Genomic DNA, 18,536 nt, shown 5'->3' with positions numbered 1-18,536 from the left:
AATTTTTTAACATTGAAATTCCTGGGAAACTTTGAAAAGTTTGCATATATACATTATTATCGGAGATAAAAATGATTAATGAAATAGATAAATCAAATTTATTGGGAAAAGAACCAACAAAAATTTATGCTTTTGGTGGACTTGATGAAATTGGGAAGAACATGTATGGAATTGAGTATAAAGATGAAATAATTGTAATTGATTGTGGTATTAAATTTGCTCATGAAGAATTATTAGGAATTGATGGAATAGTAGCAAATTTTAGTTATTTAAAAACAAATGCTAATAAATTAAAAGCTATTGTTATAACTCATGGTCATGAAGACCATATTGGCGGATTACCATATTTGCTTAAAGATATTGAAGTTCCAGTAATATATGCTCCTAAAATTGCTGCTGAATTTATTAATAGAAAAATTCAAGAACATAAAAATATTAATCCAACCAATATTGTTGTGTATGATGACTTTTCTAAATTTAAAACTAAATATTTTACAATCGATTTTTATCGGGTAAACCATTCTATCCCAGATTCTTTTGGTGTATGTGTTCAAACCCCAAATGGCAATATTGTTGAAAGTGGTGATTATCGGTTTGATTTTGCATCTCAAAATGAAGAATTAGATATGCAAAAAGTTGTAGAAATTTCTAACCGCGGTATTGATTTATTTATGACAGAAACCACTAATGCTGAAGTGCCAGGTTTTAGTTTATCTGAGCGAGGGATATATGCGAATATAAACAAAATTATTACTGATGCTCCTGGCAGAGTCATTATGACAACTTTTGCATCCAATACAACAAGAATTAATGAGGTTATTGAAATAGCTTTAAACAAAGGAAGAAAAATTTGTTTATTAGGGAAATCAATGGAAGCTAATGTTACAACATCTAGAAAAGTTGGATATATTAACATCAAAGATTCTGACTTAATATCACCTCGTGAATTAAAAAAATATGAAGACGAAAATATTATTATTTTTTGTACAGGTTCACAAGGCGAAGAGTTAGCTGCTTTAAATGTAATGGCAAGGGGCAAACACTCATGAGTTACATTAAAACCAACTGACACAATTATTATGTCTTCTAATCCCATCCCGGGCAATTATGCAAGCGTAGAGCATTTACTAAATGAATTATCTAAACATGGAGTAATCATTTATGAAAATTCTCCACAATTACGTTTACATGCATCAGGTCATGCAACCAAACAAGAATTGCAATTAATGTTGCGTTTATTAAATCCTAAGTATGTTATGCCAATTCATGGTGAATATAAAATGTTTCAAAAAATTAAAAAAATTGCTATTGAAGTTGGCATGGATAGTGAGAATATTGTTATTGCTAAAAATGGAGATATGCTTTACTTAATTGATCATGAACTATATTATTCAGACCAATTTTTTAATGCTGAATCAGTTTATATAGAAGGTCATGCAACATCTAATAATTCAGTTAAAATTTTAAAAGAAAGAAAAATTTTGAGTGAAGACGGTATATTTACAATTATTCTTCTTATAAACAAAGAAAAAAATGACATTGTTAATTTACCAATTGTTATTACAAGAGGTTGCTTTTTTGCTAAAGAATCTGCCCCTTTAATTACTAAAATGACTCATGTCATTAAACAAGCTATCAAAGAAGAATTAAAAAAACAATTTGATAAAAAAACTTTTAATGAAAGTTCTATTTCAGAAGTTGCATCTAATATTGCAAATCATTATATTTGAAGAAATAAAAGAAGAAACCCTTTAATTAAAACAATTATTCATCATATGTAATATTAAATTTTATGCTTAAGTCATATGTTTTTTAAAAAGAATATTTATTCAAAAAATTAGTTATCAAAAATCTTTTAAAAATAATTAATAGTAATTAAAATTAGTCAGAATACTAAAAACTTAAAGTATAAATAAGCAATAAATTTATTTAAAACCATACTAAAATATGTAGAGTTACTATAATAGTTCAAATTATTTATACCATCATGTAATGAGAACTTAAAGTACACAACATTATTTACTTCTTTATCCAAACTTGCAATTAAATCTTTATCTTTTTTTGCTTCAATAGTTACAATCATTTTTAATTGCGGATAGTTTGATGCATATTTTCATGAAATATCTTTGCTTTCAATGCTTTCTAATGTTAAATCTTTATTTATATAAAAATCAGATGATTCTACATTATCTCCAATCTTGTTAAGTGATTCTTGATTGTTATCGTAAGGAAGTAATTCTTTTGAAACACTTTCTGAAGTAGAACATGACGTTATAGCAATAAATGTGAATCCAAAAAATAAAAATAATCAAGGTAAAAATAATTTTACTTTTTTCATAAAAACTTATTCGTTTCTTAATTAATAAAAATTTTTAAAAAATTATTTTTTTGTATCTAATATTTAGAATTTATACTTAATTATTTTAATAATTTCTTTTGCAAATTTTATTTCTTTTAATTAAAAAAATTTATGTTTATTTTTAAATTAAGTAAAAATAGACAAAAAATTCTAACCTTTATTTAGATTAGAATTTTTATGCCTATATGTATTTTTTAGAGAAAATAACAATAAAGTTACATTTAGTAGTTAATTTGGTTTTATGCAAGAGATTTAAGTTATTAGTCTTAAAACATTAATTATTTCATTTTTTTAATTTTCATCGAAGAGTGTTTATCTTCATGTTCATTTGTATCATTTAAATCATGCATATTTTTTTTAGTAATTTTATTTTTAGATTTTTTTTGATTATTCATTTTCTATATAACCTTTCAAATTAAAATATTTGCTTAAATTATGCAGTATTTAAAATTTAATTGTGTTTTTTTGCTTTATAAAAATACAATAAAAGATTCATTAAATAATTACAATAAATTACTTCAATTAGAATATACAACATTAAAAAAGAATTATAAATAATGAACTAGTCTAAATAAGCATATCAAGCAATATTGTTATTATTGCTAGTTGTGGTTCAAAATTTTAAATTACAAGCAATAGATTTATTTAGCGTTATATAAAATATGAAAATTTAACTTAGTGATGCCTAAAACTACATAAAAAATTTATTAAATATAATACATAATAAATAATGAACATAACATATAAGCAGAATTTAAAAATATGTTAATTAATGGTATAATTTTTTTGTTATATTAGTGCAGATGTAGTTCAATGGTAGAATGCAACCTTGCCAAGGTTGAGACGCGAGTCCGATTCTCGTCATCTGCTCCATTATGATAATCTGAATTAATTTTTAATTCAAGAACAATGATAATTAGCGGAGGTCTGGTTCGCTTGCCCTTAACCATAGTTGGTGCGTGCGTGATCCCGCTATTTTATTTTTTTAATAGTTATTTTATTGGAAAAATTATTAAAAAAATATTTCCATATTACAATTCTCTAATTACAACTAGTTTAGGATTTTTTATTTTCCAAACTGTTGTTTTTATTGTTTCAATACCAATTTTTGTATCACCAGTTAATTTTATTGGTTATGGCATAATTTTGATAATTGTTCAAGTTTTTTTATTTTTTATTTATTGTTTTAATTGGAAATATAGCATTTCTTTTGAAATTATTTCTTGAAAAAAATTATGTCTTATATTTTTTTTCTCTTTATTTTTATTTGCTACATGATTTTTATCAAATAATATTAAACATGACAATGAGTTAATTGCATCACAGGATTACTTATCTTATGAAAGTATTTTATATCAATATTTTTCTAGGAATGTAACTTGAAATGATCTAGTTTTTAGTCCTAGCATAGATCCCAATATTATTCAATATAGTGCTTGAAATTCATTAAATAAGTTATGAATTTTTGTGTTTCAAATTCAACAAGACACTCTCTTTAGCCCTTATAATTCATATTTTGGTGTTTATTCATTATTAAGCATTTATTCCATTATTACATCATTAACCATTTTTGGTTGCTTTGAAAATTATTTTAGTAAACATAATTATTTAAAATTAATTGTTATTTTTTTTGTTGTTGTTGCACTAAATACTATCTTATTTTTATTCTTAAATAATTCTTTAAATGGGATATCTTGATTAATTCCAATATCAATTTTGTTATTGTATTTAACATTTTATTCTTTAAAAAATAAAGTTGGTTTTCAATCAGATTTCTTTTATACATTAGTTATTTTATCTGTTTATTCAATGTCTCAAATATTTATTTTTCTCATATTTGCTATTACATTTACAAAGTTCTTAATTAATATCATATCTAGAGAACAACATTATTTAACTAGTTTTATAATTTATTCCTTAGGGCCTGCACTAATATTAATTTTTTTAATTTTAAATATTTGATATATTGCTACAATTATTTTATTGATAATTTTAATATTTATTTACATTGCATGATTTGCATGTATTAGGCTAGTTAAATTCAAAATATTTATTAAAAAAATAGAATTATTTTTAAGTAATCACATTTGGACATTAATAATTTTTTTTATTTTGATATTATATTTTGTTTCTATTTTTTTGTCCTTTAGTGGTGGTATTTTTCATTTTCAGTTAAATTCATGAACTTTTTTTATTGATAAATTTTCAACATTATATTCTAGTTATTCAGAAAATTTTGTTAATAATATTTTTTGCTGAACTATAAATATCTCTTTTTGATGTTTAAATGTAATTTTGTTTTTATATTGTTTTTATGTTATTTTTGTTAAAAATTTAGTTATTTTCAACAAACTAAACTTTTTTCTTTTAAATAAAAAAAAGCGATTTACTTTTTTTGTAAAAGAAAAATCTTATTGCTTAAACAATGATAATAAACTGTTGCTAATAAATCAAGAAAATAATTTAACTAACTCAACCATTACAAATGGCAAGAAAAAATATTTATTTGAAATTGATATTGAAAAAAACTTTTATTTATTAAATTCTATTATTTTATTTTTAGTAGTATGAAATCCTTTATCTACAAATATTATTGATAGAATTAATTTAGGTTTAAATTTTAATGTATCTTGATTATTCTTTGTAATTTTAATTAGTTTTTTGTTAAATGACTTATCTATAAGTAAAACATATACTAAAATATTTTTTGTTATTTTTATTTCAACATTTTCGCTATTTATTACAACTTTAATAGGAATTTATAACTTTATTTAATGTGGGTTCAATTATGTCTGATAAAAAACTTATGGATGAATTAGTTAAACTATTATTAGAATGAGAACATGCATATTATGCATTAGACAACCCCATTGTTCCTGATGAAATTTATGATGAGAAATTAAAACAATTAATTCAATTAGAAAAAAAATACCCTGAATGAAAAGATAAAAATTCTCCTACTTCTAGAGTAGGAGGTATTGTTTTAAGTAAATTTATAAAAGTTTCACACGAATTTCCCATGCTTTCACTTAACAATGCTTTTAACGAAAGTGATATTCTAAATTTTAACAAACAAATAAATGAAATAATCAACACCTCTAATAATCAATATGTTATTGAACCTAAGATTGATGGACTAAGTATTTCGTTAATTTATGAAAATGATGAACTTACTTATGCCATTACTAGAGGTGATGGAATTAATGGTGAGGATGTAACAGAAAATGTTAGATCTATTAGATCTATTCCTTTAAAAATTAAATCTGGTCTTAAAAAACTTACAATTAGGGGAGAAGTTTTTATTACAAAAGAAAATTTTAAAAAAATTAATTCCATTTTACCAGATGATAAAAAATTTGCTAATGCAAGAAATTTAGCAGCTGGTTCTTTAAGAAATTTAGATTCCAAAATAACTGCACAGCGTAATTTATGTGCGTATTTGTATTATATTCCTAATGCTTTTGAATTAGGATTTAAAACTCATTGAGATGTTATTCAACAAATTAAAAAATGAGGTTTTGAAGTTGCTCCTGAAATTAATTTTGCTCAAGACATAAATGATGCTTGAATTAAAATTAAAGAATTTCATTCAAAACGTTTGCATATGAATTATTCTATTGATGGAGTTGTTATTAAATTAAATGATATTTCCAAGTATTCTTTAATTGGGAATACAAGCAAGTTTCCTCGTTGGGCCATAGCATATAAATTTCCAGCCAATAAGGTAATTACACAATTAAAAGATATTGTAACAACAGTGGGGAGAACTGGAAAAATTAATTATATTGCAAAGTTGAAAACTATTAGTATTGATGGCACATCTATTTCCAATGCAACATTGCATAATTATGATTACATTAAAGACAAAGATATTAGAATAAATGACTATGTTTCTATTTACAAAGCTGGAGATATTATTCCAAAAGTATTAGATGTGATAATTGAAAAACGAAACAACAATGTTAAAGTATTTGAAATCGCAACTAGTTGTCCTGAATGCAAACAACCTTTGGAAAAAATTGAGGGGGAAGTTGATCAATATTGTATTAATTTACTTTGCCCTGCAAGAACATTACAAGGAATTATTCATTATTGTAGTCGTGATGCAATGAATATTGAAAATGTTTCAGATAAAATAATTGAACTTCTTTATCAAAACCGGTTTATTGAAAGTATTGTTGATTTGTATTATTTATGAGAAAAGCAAGACAATATTATTGCTAATGCATTTAAAATTAAACATAAGAAAATGAATAATATTTTAATTTCCATTGAAAAATCTAAATCACGAAATTTAAGTAATTTATTATTTGGTTTAGGCATTAGACATGTTGGTCTTACTACTGCCAAAATTTTAGCAAATAGATATAAAACTATGGATAATCTTAAACTTGCTTCATTAGATGATTTATGCACAATAAAAGATGTGGGTCCAATTGTTGCTAAATCAATTGTTGATTGATTTAATACTCCTGGCAACCAAGAATTATTAGATCAATTAAAAAAATTGAAAATAAATATGGATGAAAATCTAAATTCTAAATATTCATTAAATTTAAATTCTCCATATTTAAATAAATCATTTTTAATTACAGGTGCATTTTCAATTTCAAGAAACGAAATAAAAGAAATAATGCAAAATAAATTTAATGCTACATTTAAAAGTACAGTTAGTCATAACATAGATTATGTTCTTGCTGGCAAAAATCCCACAAATTTAAAAATAAAAAATGCCCAAGATTTGGGCATTCCTATATTATTTGAAGAAATTTGAAAAGATTAATTAAAGCATAATTTCTTTATCATTAACAAATAATTTTTCTACTACTCCATCTTTTACAATATTTGAGTATGCACAATTGTGATGAGCTTCTTTAATTATTTTTTCAGCATCTTCTTGACTTACATCTTTTATTCAAGCATGAATTTCAACTTTTAAATGAAAAGCAAAAGGATTAGTATCTTCATTGTATAGTTTTACTTTAACAGTTACAGGAAGAGATTCAACATTAAGTTTTCATCTTTTACATGTATACAATGCAATTGATGAAAAACATGCAGCATATCCACAAGCAAACAATTGCTCAGGATTACTTTTTTCACCTTTGCCGCCTACACTTTTTGGTAAATCAATTTCAACATGACATTTTTCATCATCACTATGAACGTATCCAATTCTACCTGTATCAGCCATTCCAATAGCTTCATAAACTTGTTTTAATGACATATTAAGAACCTCGTAAATATATAAATGTATTATTCAACTTAAATTTTATATTTTATTTGTTTGTTTGTCTTGTTATTTACATTCTATTTTAATTCAAAATGTCTTAATTACAAATAAATAAATTAATTATTTATAATAATCACTATGAAATAAATATTTTGTATATTAAACATTTACAAGGGCAGTAAGTTTTATAATGATAAATAGTAGTTGAAATCCTAGTTCATACCTTAAAGATAAAATTTATTCTATTCGATCAAGAATAGGACAAAATTATGTAATTTGTTTAGTGAATTATGATTTAAATTCAGCTATTCTTGCTACCATTTTGAGACAAGCTCTTGGTCATCAGGTTTTATTTGTTCATATAGATACAGGGTTAATTTCAGAAGATGAAAAAACTAAAGTTTCCAATTTGTTTGAAAAAATTTTGAATTTAAAACTTATAACTATTAAGGCAAATGATGCATTTTGAACTAATATTTCTCAAACAATGGGTTTACAAAATCAATTGGCAACCATTACTAATACATTTATTGATGTATTGTCTAAAACTATGTATGATTTAAACTTACCTATTTATTGTATATCTGATGGAACATTTTTTAATAATGTTTACAACGAAAGCAAAGAAATTTATTTGCAATATATGCAAAGCTTAAAAGAATTAAATTTACTTATTTTGCAACCTTTGCGTAATCTTACTAAAGAACAGTTAGTAGAATTAGGGAATTTTTTTAATTTACCTTTTGAAGTTATGGAAACACAATGAATGCCTATATATGGTTCTAGTATTTTTTTAGAAAACACTGACATTAGTAGAATTAAAATAGATCTTTTTAACAAGATTCAGTCTATTTATGAAAAAGAGATGCATAAAAATCATTTTTTAAAATTTAATACTGTTTGTGTGGTAAATTTTTTAAGTGATGATTATGAATATAATAAAAAATTTGATATTTCTTTAAAAGCAATTAATTTAATTGAAAAAAATGTTAATGCCAACATTTTAGACTTGTCTACTAGTTTTTGAAAGCATTTAAGTAATCAAATAAAGAGTAATATTCCAATAGTCAATAAAATACTATTAGATTTAAATTAGATAAATAATGCCAAAAATTAATAACCAAAAACCAATTGTTGCAGTAGTTGGAGCAGGTCATGCTGGTTTAGAAGCAGCATTTAGTAGTGCTAAAATGGGATGCCAAGTGCTTTTAATTGTTCTTAGCAAAAAATATATTGCTAATTGTCCTTGTAATCCCTCTATTGGTGGTCCTGCTAAAGGTATTGTTACTAGGGAAATAGATGCTTTAGGTGGAATGCAAGCATTGGCAGCAGATGCTTGTCAATTACAGATGAAATTATTAAATAGTTCTAAAGGTCCAGCAGTTCAAGCATTGCGCGCCCAGATAGATAAGGTTAAATATCATAAGTGGTTTTTGGCACAAATTAAAAAAAACTTAAATATTAAAATTATTGAAGATGAAGTGGTTTCAATTTTAACTAAAAATAATAAAGTTTATGGTGTTTGTTTAAGAAAGCAAAAAACTGTAAAAAGCGATGCTGTGATTTTAACAACTGGAACATATATGGAATCTATTGTTCACCAAGGTAAAAATCAATTCAAAGAAGGGCCGCAAAAATTTTTAAGAAGTGATGGTTTATCTAAAAATTTATTAGAATTAGGATTTAAATTAATTCGTTTAAAAACAGGGACCCCCCCACGTATTGCCAAGGAAACAATTGATTATTCTCAAACATCCATGGAATTAGGAAGTTCTGGGAAATATTCATTTAGTTATTCAACTAACAAATTTATTCCTTTATCTAAACAACTTCCTTGTTATTTGATACATACAAATAAACAAACACATGATATTATTAAAAAAAATTTTAAAGATTCAGCAATGTTTTCTGGTCAAATTAAAAGTGTCGGTCCAAGATATTGCCCTAGCATTGAAGATAAAATTTTTCGTTTTTCAAGCAAAGAAAGACATCAATTATTTTTAGAACCGGAATCATTAAATTTAAATACAATGTATTTAGGTGGTTTTTCTACTTCATTTTCTATAGATATTCAAGATAAGTTAATAAGAACATTACCAGGTTTAAAAAATTGTAAAGTTATCTCATATGGTTATGCAATTGAATATGATGCTATTGATCCTTTGCAACTTTTGCCAACATTAGAAACCAAATTAATAAGAAATTTATATACTGCTGGTCAAATCAATGGTTCTAGCGGCTATGAAGAAGCTGCAGGACAGGGTTTAATGGCAGGTATTAATGCAGCTTTGAGACTTCAAAATAAAAAACCTTTAATTTTAAAAAGAAATGAAGCATACATAGGTGTATTGATTGATGATTTAGTAACAAAAGGAGTGACTGAACCATATAGACTTTTGACTTCAAGAGCAGAGCATAGGTTAATTTTACGTCATGATAATGCTCAATTAAGATTGATTACTTATGGGAAAAAAATTGGATTAGTAAGCCATGCAGTTTATTCAAATTATTTATTTTCAAGTAAAAAAATTAAAAAATTTATTTCTTTTTTAAAAGAAAATAACGTTGGTAAATATGAAAATTTAAGAAAGCAAACTAAAAATACCAATTTTACTTTATACCAATATTTAAAGCGCCCAGAAATTAAATTAAAAGAACTTATTAATGAATTAAACTTAAACAATTTTAAGTTAACTGAAAATGAAATTAGTATTATTGAAATTGAAATTAAATATGAAGGATATATAAAAAATAATTTAAAAACATTTAATTCCATGAATAATTTAGAAAAAATTTGTATACCAAAGAATTTTGACTATTCTTCTGTCCTTAATTTATCCAACGAAGCTATTGATAAACTTACTAAAATTAAACCATTAAATTTATCACAGGCATCTAGAATTAGCGGAATTAATTTACCAGATTTAATTGCAATTAAATTTAATTTACTAAATCTAAAAAAAGGCAAAAAATAAAAAATGCAAAAAAACAATAAATTACTGGCAGAAAAATATGTCAATCTTATTTTTGAATTTAATCAAAAATTTAATTTAACAGGTTTTAAAAATAAAGAAGATATTAATTCCAATTTAATTTTAGATACATTAAATTCAATAGTTTTTTTAAATGATAATATTTTTAAAATTAATAAAATTATTGATATCGGTTCTGGGAATGGCATACCTGGTATTGTAATAGCCATTTTTTATCCAAATATATTAGTAACATTGGTGGAAGCTAACAAAAAAAAGTGTTTATTTTTGCAAAAAGTAATTAATGAATTAAATTTAAAAAATGTGAATATAATTTCAAAAAGAGCTGAAAATTTAGATTTTACTTTAACTGAAAATTTTGATTTAGGAATTAGTAGAGCTGTTGGTTCTATTTCTATAATGAATGAATTGTTTTGTAGATGAATAAAACAAGGTAAATACATATTACATTTAAAATCTTTAAATTTTGAAAAAGAAATTTTAAATGCTGAACCCATGTTAAATGAATTGGGATTAGTTTTTTTAAAAAATGAAATAATTTCTTTAAAACCTAAATTAAATGTTAATGTATGATTTCAAAAAATAAAAAAAACTGCTTCAAAATTTCCTCGCTCTTGAAAAGAAATTAAATTTAGTTAATTTTATATGACTATAATTGGCATTATGTCTTCTACTGACAAAACAGGAAAAACATCAGTTGCACTAGGATTAGCAGACTCTTTAATAGTGGCCGGCAACAATGTTTTGTTTATAAATTTAAATTATTTATGTCAAGATAATAGCTTATTAACAACATATTGCAATGGAACTTTTACAAATTATGTAAACAAACAGAATAAAATTCAAGATATTATAACAAGAGTGCACTCTATCAATTTAGACTTAATTAATCTTCAGGAATCTGACTATAAATGATTAATGTCAATGGATAAGAATTCATTATCTACTCTAATATCTAATTTTTTAAAAACTATATATTCTTTTAAAAAATATGATTTTGTAATAATAAATTTTTTTGAGTCTGTAACTAATAAATTAAATAAAATTTTGTTTAATCATTTAAACAACTTATTTTTTATTATTAATCCTTTAGAATTTGAAAATCAAAATTTAAATTTACTTTTTCAATATGCTCAAATAAAAACAAATAAAAAAATTAAATTTCATTTATTGTTTAATAAATTTATTGAATTTTCAAAAAAAACAATGCAAGTTACAGAACATTGTAGTTTTGCTTTTTCAGATGCTTTAATTGAATATCATATACCAATTATTAAAGAACTTATTTATATTAGTAATATGGATGAACTTATTTTTACTAAAATATGATTAACTAAAACAAGAAAATTTTTTATTAAAATTGTCCATTTGTTAGGTTTAATTTAATTTTAAAAAAACACAGCAATGCATAATTTTGTTTTATTTTAGGTTAAATTTTATAATCAATCCTGGATAAAAATTATAGATTAACAGAATTAATGGTTTCATAAACAATTTAAAGTATGAAAATTTTTGATAATTACTTAGAAAAATATTATGAATTAAAAGATAAATTTATAAGCTTATATGTGTGTGGTCCAACAGTCTACAATAATGTTCATTTAGGCAATATTAGACCTTTAATAACTTTTGATGTTTTAGTTAAATATTTACAGTTTAAAAAAATAAAAATTAATTATGTTCATAATATAACAGATATTGATGATAAGATTATCAATCAAGCTAAAATTGAAAACATTCCAGAACTTGTTTTATCTGCAAATTATACAAATGCTTACTTAGAGTTAATCAATAAATTAAATGTTACTTCTATGGAAAATCCTCGTGTTTCAGAAAACATTGATGGGATAATTAATTATATTTCCAAATTAATAAGCAAAAATGCTGCTTATGTAATTAATGGGAATGTTTATTTTGATATTTCAATTGTTCCACACTATGGCAGTTTATCTAAAATGAAATTAGAAGAATTATCTATTGGAGAGCGTATTGATGTTAATCCAGATAAAAAAAATCCTTTAGATTTTGTTTTGTGAAAAAAAACATCAATTGGAAAGGTTTGAGAATCTCCGTGAGGTAAAGGAAGACCGGGTTGACATACAGAGTGTTCTTATTTAATTAACACACATTTTAATGGCAAATCAATTAATATTCATGGTGGCGGAATAGATTTGAGATTTCCTCATCATGAAAATGAAAATGCTCAGCATTATGCACTTTATGATGAAAATATTGCTAAAGTGTGAATGCACATTGGGCATTTAACCATTGGCAATGAAAAAATGTCTAAATCAACAAATAATTTTATATACGTAAAACATCTATTAGAAAATTATAGTTACTCAGTAATAAGATGAATTTTTTATCAAACACATTACCGATCACCATTAAATTTTAATAATTCATTATTGCAATCTGCAATTAAAGATATTGATAAAATTTTTTTAACTTTAAACAAAAGTAAAACCTTGTTAATATTAGCAAATAAATCACTTCCTACTAATTTGACTCCTAATTATGAATTTAGTTTAGCTATTGAAAATGATTTAAATTTTGCTAATGCAACGAAAGCAATTTGAAGTTTAGTTTCAAATATCAATGCTGCTCAAAATAACAAAGATTACAATAAATTAATTACTTTGTGTGAAGAGTTGTTATGATGTTTATCAATTTATGCAATTAAAGTTCCAAACATTCATACAAAATCTAATATTGAATTAATTAAAGAATGAAATTTAAAAATAAAAAATAAAGAATTTGAAATTGCAGATAAATTACGTTCAAAATTAATTCTTAAAAAGCTAATATAAATTTATAAATTATGACTTATAAAAAAAATAAAATATCAAATTCACCTATTTATTTGATAGGTAAAAAAAGTGTTTATGATGCTATTAAAAATAATTTAAATATTGATTTAGTATGTTTGCTAAAACAAGACAAAGACATTTATTCATTAGCAAAACAAGGCAACATTAAAGTTGAAATGCATTCAATTAATTGATTTGATACTCAAATTGGGAAATCTGTTAATCATCAAGGAATTGTTGCTAGAGTTTTGACACAAAATTTACATAAGAGTATTGATCAATTAATTGATAAAGTTAAAGATAAAGATAAAAGTTTAATTCTTGTTTTGGATGAAATTATGGATCCAGGTAATTTTGGAGCTATTTTAAGAACATCTTTGGCTGCAAATGTTGATGGAATAATATACAAAAATAACAATCAAGCACCCATAAATACTCATGTTGTTAAAGCGAGTATGGGGGCAATTTTTTATTTAGATTTAGTTGTAGTATCTAATTTACGATATGCAATTCAAAAATTGCAAAATGTTGGTTTTTGATCAGTAGCTTCTTACTTAGGGTCTGGTAGTGAAAATTATAAGAATATTAATATTGACAAAATGATATTAATTGTGGGAAATGAAGAAAAGGGAATAAGCCCTATATTAGTCAAGGAAGCAGATTATAGAGTTCATATTCCTATAAATTCTCAAATTGAATCTTTAAATGTTTCAGTTGCAACGGGAATTTTATTATTTCAATATTCTAATTTAAATAAATAAGTGTTAGGTATTTTACCTTGACACATAAATATTCATTTGTTAGAATGAATTAATTTTCATATTAGGAGTTAAAACATTGGTTAAACTAAGATTAATGCGTATGGGTCGTAAGCGTTTACCTAGTTTTAGAATTGTTGCAGTTGATTCTAGAGTTAAACGTGATGGTAAGTATATTGCACTTTTAGGCAATATGAACCCCATTGATGGTAAATTTGTTATTGATGAAGAATTAGTATTGGAATGATTAAATAAAGGAGCTAAACCAACTGATACAGTTAAAAACATACTAAGTCAGCATGGTATTTGGTCTAAATTTATGCTTTCTAAGGTAAAAAAAGCATCTAAAGAAAGTAAATAAATTTTGTAAGCATTTTTGTGAAAATAACAATTTTAACACTTTTTCCCCAAATGATTAAGTCATTTCTAGAAACTTCAATCATTAAACGAGCAATTGATCAAAAGTTAGTTCAAATTGAAGTTACTAATTTTCGCGATTTTTCAATTGAAAAACACAAAAAAGTTGATGATAATATTTTTGGTGGTGGGGCAGGAATGTTATTAATGCTTGATCCAATTGTAAGGTGCTTAAAAAATGTAAGGACACAAAATTCTAAAGTTTATCTATTATCACCTGATGGCACCAAATTAGATCAGTCACTAGTATATGATTTGTCTAAGAATATTGAACATTTAATTTTAGTTGCTGGTCATTATGAAGGATTTGATCATCGCATTTATAACTATGTAGATGGCGCATTATCAATAGGTGATTATATTATGACAGGTGGGGAATTGCCAGCAATGGTAGTTTGTGATTCAATTGTTAGATTATTACCTAATGTAATTAATTCAGATAGTTTGTTAAGTGAATCTTTTGATGATTATTTATTAGATAAACCATCATATACTAGACCAAGTATTTATGATGGGTACAAAGTACCACAAATTTTATTGTCTGGAAATCACAAGGAAATTAAAAAATTTAATAATTTAGAAAAAATTCGTATCACTAAAGAGAAACGCCCAGATTTATATTTAAAATACTTAAAATTTAAAAAGGAAAAAAACCATGGAAAATAAAAAAATTAATCGAAATCAAATTTTAAAAAGTATTGAAAAATCACAACTAAAAACTAATGTACCTGCATTTGAAGCTGGAGATATTGTAGTTGTATCTATCAAAATTATAGAAAATAAAAAAACTAGAACTCAAAAATTTGAAGGAGTTGTTTTAAGAAGAAAGGGTAGAGGAATTTCTGAAACTTTTATTGTTAGAAAAGAAACAGATGGAATTGGGGTTGAAAAAAATTTTCAAGTTCATAATCCCAATATCTCTATTGAACTAAAGAAGAAGGGTCGTGTAAGAAGAGCATACATTAGTTACATGCGTGAACGTTCTGGTAAATCAGCAAGAATTAAAGAAAAAAACAAAATTGTTGCAACAACTAACTAAATATATCTAAAATTTTATTAAATCAACTTTTAATAAGTTAGTTGTTAACTTAAGATATGAGCAATAAACAAAATATGGATTTAAATAATAACTTCAAAAATGAGGAAGCAAAAAACACTTATGATTTGCCAATTAAAAATAAAAGTATTGGCACAACAATAGTTAAGTATAATCCATTTGCTTCTGGCAATAGTACGGATAAATATACAAACGTTAAAAGAGTACGTTTAACAACTTCTTTATTACATTTTGCTTCATTCTATGAATTAAAAAATTCCTGATATCGAATTTTTATAATTATTGTTTGTGCTTTAATACAAGGTTTTTTATCAATTCTTTTAATTCAAAATACTGGTTTATACAACTTTGGTATCTCTTCTGTTACTCAGGGGTTAGCAAGAATAACATACGTTCAATTATCATTGACTGGAGCTAAAATTGATATTAATTTAATTTATCAATTAGTTTTTTGATTATTATATCTTTTTATTAATATACCTTTGATATTTTTTTCATGATTTAAAATTGGGCGTAGATTTACTTTATATACAACAATTTATCTAGTTATTACTAATCTTTTTGGTTTTGCACTGGGTCAAATACCTGGCATTGAAGATTTGTCATTATTTACTAATGTAAACAATAATGCAGTTCATAATTTACTTTTACAAGCTTATAAAGATAACCCCAATCCAGTTGTAATTAATTTATTTAATGATAAAGCTTTTTTAAATAGTTTAAGTTTTGTTCCCGGACTTTGAGAAGTTAATGCTGATGTTGGAAGAAATGTAGGTTTATTGTGCTATGGTTTATTATTTGCTTTGACATCTTCATTTTTTTACACAATTATTTTTATTTCAGGAGGTTCATCTGGAGGATCAGATTTTATTACTCAATGATATGCCACCAAAAAATATAAATCAATTGCCACAATAATTGTATATGTGAATTTGATAACTCTACTTTTAGGTGTTTTATTAGGTTCTTATATTCCTGGAAGTATGATCTTAGAAAGATTTAAAGATTCAGGCATTGGTACAGGATCATATGATACTTTATTGTCAGGCGAAGTAAAACCTATTACTTTAGATGAACTTGCATGATCAGTTCCTATTTTCTTTTCGCCTAACATAGTTGGAACTTTGATATCTTTAGTATTGTTTTCTCAAATAATGAACTCTTTATTCCCAAAATACCGTTTAGCAAGAGTTGAAATTTATACTGATAAAACAATGGAAATTCGCAATTTAATGCTAAATGATGATGGTCATCAACATAGTTTATCAATTGAAGATATTAGGGGCGGATATAGTCTAGATAAACGTCAAGTCATTGTTACCATATCAATGTATATTGATGTGCCTAGATTAATTCGCAAAATTCGAGCAATTGATGACAAATGTTTAGTATCAATTACTTCTATTAGAGGTATTGATGGGTATATTTACCTATCAGAACCTGATAAGAAGAAGATATAAGAATGGATAAAGAAACACAAATTAATTGATTTCCTGGTCATATGAAGGTTGCAACAGATGCAATTCAAAATATGGCAAAAAAAATTGATTTAATTTTAGAAATTATAGATGCTAGAGGAATTTGTGTATCTAGTAATCTAGAATTATTAAATTTATTTCCAAACAAACCTATAATTAAATTGGCATTAAAGAATGATTTAGCAGATTTAAGTGTTACCAAAGATCACACAATTATTTTTGCAAATAAGTATCAAAATAATTTACGGCACTTGTTGCTAAATCAATTTGAGCAAAAAATGCTTAGCAAAACAAAAAAATTAAATAGCAAAGGTTTGTTATTGCCTAACTATAATGTCATGGTCATTGGACTACCAAATGTTGGTAAAAGTACAATTATTAATGTTTTATCTAAAAAAACTAAAGTAAAAACTGAAAATCGACCCGGAGTAACAAAATCAATTTCAGTTATAAAATTAAATTCAATGTTTAACTTAATTGATACTCCAGGAATTTTATTTAAAAAAATAGATAAATTTATAACTGGTGCAAAATTAACTTTAATGGGAATTATTAAAGAGCATGTTGTTCCTATTGCTGATATTTTAATTTGGGCTTTTGATTATTTAAAAACCTTTTATCCCAAATTGTTAATAAATTATTTAGATAATTTTACAACTTCATGTACTTTTGAAGATTTTATATATGATTTAGCTAAAAAAAGAAATTTTATCACTAATAAAAATGAGTTAGATTTTAATAAGGCTTTAATAACTTTATTTAACAATATAGTAAATGGTACTATTGGTAAAATAAATTATGAAAAAGACTAACAGTTATTATCATTATGATCGCCAAAATTTAAAAATAAATGAATATGTTTTAGGACTTGATGAAGTGGGCAGAGGGTGTTGAGCTGGAAATTTAATTGTTTGCGGAGTTTTAGTAAATGGTAATTATTTTAATGAGAAGATTAAAGATAGTAAATTGCTCTCTTTTTGTGAACGTGAAGAAATAGTAAATGACATAAATAAAAACAAGATTACTTATTTTATTAAATCATTAAATCCTAATGAAGTTGACAAATATGGTCCTAAATTAGGGAGCCAAATTTTAATGACTGAAATTATTAATGAATATGGACATTTAGCTTCTAAAATTTTAATAGATTATGAAAATTTACCAAATTCCAAATATAAATATCAAGCTTTAATTAAAGGCGATTGTACCTCTTATGCAATTGCTATGGCTAGTATTTTAGCAAAGCAGTACCGTGACAAAGAAATGATTATACTTGATAAAAAATATCCAAATTATGGATTTAAAAATCATAAAGGTTATGGAACTAAACAACATACAAATGCATTAAAAAAATATGGGCCTATTATGAATGTACATCGTTTTAGTTATAAACCAATTAAATTGATAAAATTATTTGAAGAATAAAAGTTG

At 24.4% G+C, this 18,536-nt stretch carries 17 protein-coding genes and 1 tRNA gene; 16 read left to right on the top strand and 2 right to left on the bottom strand.

The genetic code is table 4. The features are described from left to right. The first annotated feature begins 71 nt into the window (after positions 1-71). Positions 72-1,781, top strand: coding sequence for a ribonuclease J (locus T383_RS0102020; RefSeq protein ID WP_033160024.1), 1,710 nt, complete (start codon positions 72-74; stop codon positions 1,779-1,781). Positions 1,782-1,855: 74 nt separating this feature from the next. Here the strand turns inward: T383_RS0102020 and T383_RS0102015 are convergent, their stop codons facing one another. Next, positions 1,856-2,338: a hypothetical protein gene (locus tag T383_RS0102015; RefSeq protein ID WP_033160023.1), complete on the bottom strand. Its 483-nt coding sequence runs from the start codon at positions 2,336-2,338 to the stop codon at positions 1,856-1,858. Between the two features lie 820 nt (positions 2,339-3,158). On the opposite strand from T383_RS0102015, the gene T383_RS0102010 reads away from it, so the two are divergent. The 3 genes from T383_RS0102010 (at position 3,159) to ligA (ending at position 7,142) form a co-directional block, all read left to right on the top strand. Next, a tRNA-Gly gene (locus T383_RS0102010) sits at positions 3,159-3,232 on the top strand. Between the two features lie 36 nt (positions 3,233-3,268). Further along, positions 3,269-5,134, top strand: a complete 1,866-nt coding sequence (locus tag T383_RS0102005; protein WP_156940247.1) for a hypothetical protein — start codon at positions 3,269-3,271, stop codon at positions 5,132-5,134. Positions 5,135-5,147: 13 nt separating this feature from the next. Beyond that, entirely contained in the window at positions 5,148-7,142 is a 1,995-nt protein-coding gene (ligA, locus tag T383_RS0102000) for an NAD-dependent DNA ligase LigA (RefSeq protein ID WP_033160044.1), read from the top strand. Here the strand turns inward: ligA and T383_RS0101995 are convergent, their stop codons facing one another. Then, positions 7,143-7,586, bottom strand: a complete 444-nt coding sequence (locus tag T383_RS0101995; RefSeq protein ID WP_052664012.1) for an Ohr family peroxiredoxin — start codon at positions 7,584-7,586, stop codon at positions 7,143-7,145. A 196-nt stretch (positions 7,587-7,782) separates the two neighbouring features. On the opposite strand from T383_RS0101995, the gene T383_RS0101990 reads away from it, so the two are divergent. From T383_RS0101990 to T383_RS0101935, 12 genes are all read left to right on the top strand, one after another. Then, positions 7,783-8,688: a hypothetical protein gene (locus T383_RS0101990; RefSeq protein WP_033160021.1), complete on the top strand. Its 906-nt coding sequence runs from the start codon at positions 7,783-7,785 to the stop codon at positions 8,686-8,688. Positions 8,689-8,695: 7 nt separating this feature from the next. Continuing rightward, positions 8,696-10,567 carry a tRNA uridine-5-carboxymethylaminomethyl(34) synthesis enzyme MnmG gene (gene mnmG / locus T383_RS0101985; RefSeq protein ID WP_033160020.1) on the top strand — a complete coding sequence of 624 codons (1,872 nt, stop codon included), beginning with the start codon at positions 8,696-8,698 and terminating at the stop codon, positions 10,565-10,567. A 3-nt stretch (positions 10,568-10,570) separates the two neighbouring features. Further along, positions 10,571-11,224, top strand: a complete 654-nt coding sequence (rsmG, locus tag T383_RS0101980) for a 16S rRNA (guanine(527)-N(7))-methyltransferase RsmG (RefSeq protein ID WP_033160019.1) — start codon at positions 10,571-10,573, stop codon at positions 11,222-11,224. Between the two features lie 6 nt (positions 11,225-11,230). Beyond that, positions 11,231-11,971, top strand: a complete 741-nt coding sequence (locus T383_RS0101975; RefSeq protein ID WP_033160018.1) for a P-loop NTPase family protein — start codon at positions 11,231-11,233, stop codon at positions 11,969-11,971. A 116-nt stretch (positions 11,972-12,087) separates the two neighbouring features. Then, complete coding sequence (gene cysS, locus T383_RS0101970; RefSeq protein ID WP_033160017.1) at positions 12,088-13,395, top strand: cysteine--tRNA ligase; 1,308 nt, start codon at positions 12,088-12,090, stop codon at positions 13,393-13,395. An 11-nt stretch (positions 13,396-13,406) separates the two neighbouring features. Then, positions 13,407-14,156, top strand: a complete 750-nt coding sequence (gene rlmB / locus T383_RS0101965) for a 23S rRNA (guanosine(2251)-2'-O)-methyltransferase RlmB (protein ID WP_156940246.1) — start codon at positions 13,407-13,409, stop codon at positions 14,154-14,156. A 76-nt stretch (positions 14,157-14,232) separates the two neighbouring features. Beyond that, on the top strand, positions 14,233-14,514 hold the full coding sequence (rpsP, locus tag T383_RS0101960) for a 30S ribosomal protein S16 (RefSeq protein ID WP_156940245.1): 282 nt from the start codon (positions 14,233-14,235) through the stop codon (positions 14,512-14,514). A 17-nt stretch (positions 14,515-14,531) separates the two neighbouring features. Next, positions 14,532-15,236 carry a tRNA (guanosine(37)-N1)-methyltransferase TrmD gene (gene trmD / locus T383_RS0101955; protein ID WP_033160016.1) on the top strand — a complete coding sequence of 235 codons (705 nt, stop codon included), beginning with the start codon at positions 14,532-14,534 and terminating at the stop codon, positions 15,234-15,236. After that, positions 15,226-15,609 (top strand): 50S ribosomal protein L19, encoded by a 384-nt coding sequence (rplS, locus tag T383_RS0101950; protein WP_033160015.1) that lies wholly within the window; start codon positions 15,226-15,228, stop codon positions 15,607-15,609. Before trmD ends, rplS begins: the two co-directional genes overlap by 11 nt. 56 nt (positions 15,610-15,665) lie before the next feature. Further along, positions 15,666-17,087 (top strand): DUF2179 domain-containing protein, encoded by a 1,422-nt coding sequence (locus tag T383_RS0101945; protein WP_052664011.1) that lies wholly within the window; start codon positions 15,666-15,668, stop codon positions 17,085-17,087. A gap of 2 nt (positions 17,088-17,089) precedes the next feature. Continuing rightward, positions 17,090-17,917 (top strand): ribosome biogenesis GTPase YlqF, encoded by an 828-nt coding sequence (gene ylqF, locus T383_RS0101940; protein ID WP_033160014.1) that lies wholly within the window; start codon positions 17,090-17,092, stop codon positions 17,915-17,917. Further along, positions 17,904-18,530 (top strand): ribonuclease HII, encoded by a 627-nt coding sequence (locus T383_RS0101935; RefSeq protein ID WP_033160013.1) that lies wholly within the window; start codon positions 17,904-17,906, stop codon positions 18,528-18,530. Before ylqF ends, T383_RS0101935 begins: the two co-directional genes overlap by 14 nt. Positions 18,531-18,536 lie beyond the last annotated feature (6 nt).

Origin of the sequence: Mycoplasmoides alvi ATCC 29626 (assembly GCF_000701785.1) — a bacterium.
In the GTDB taxonomy this organism is placed as follows: domain Bacteria; phylum Bacillota_I; class Bacilli_A; order Mycoplasmatales; family Mycoplasmoidaceae; genus Mycoplasmoides; species Mycoplasmoides alvi.
This window is presented reverse-complemented; position numbering and strand designations above follow the sequence as displayed.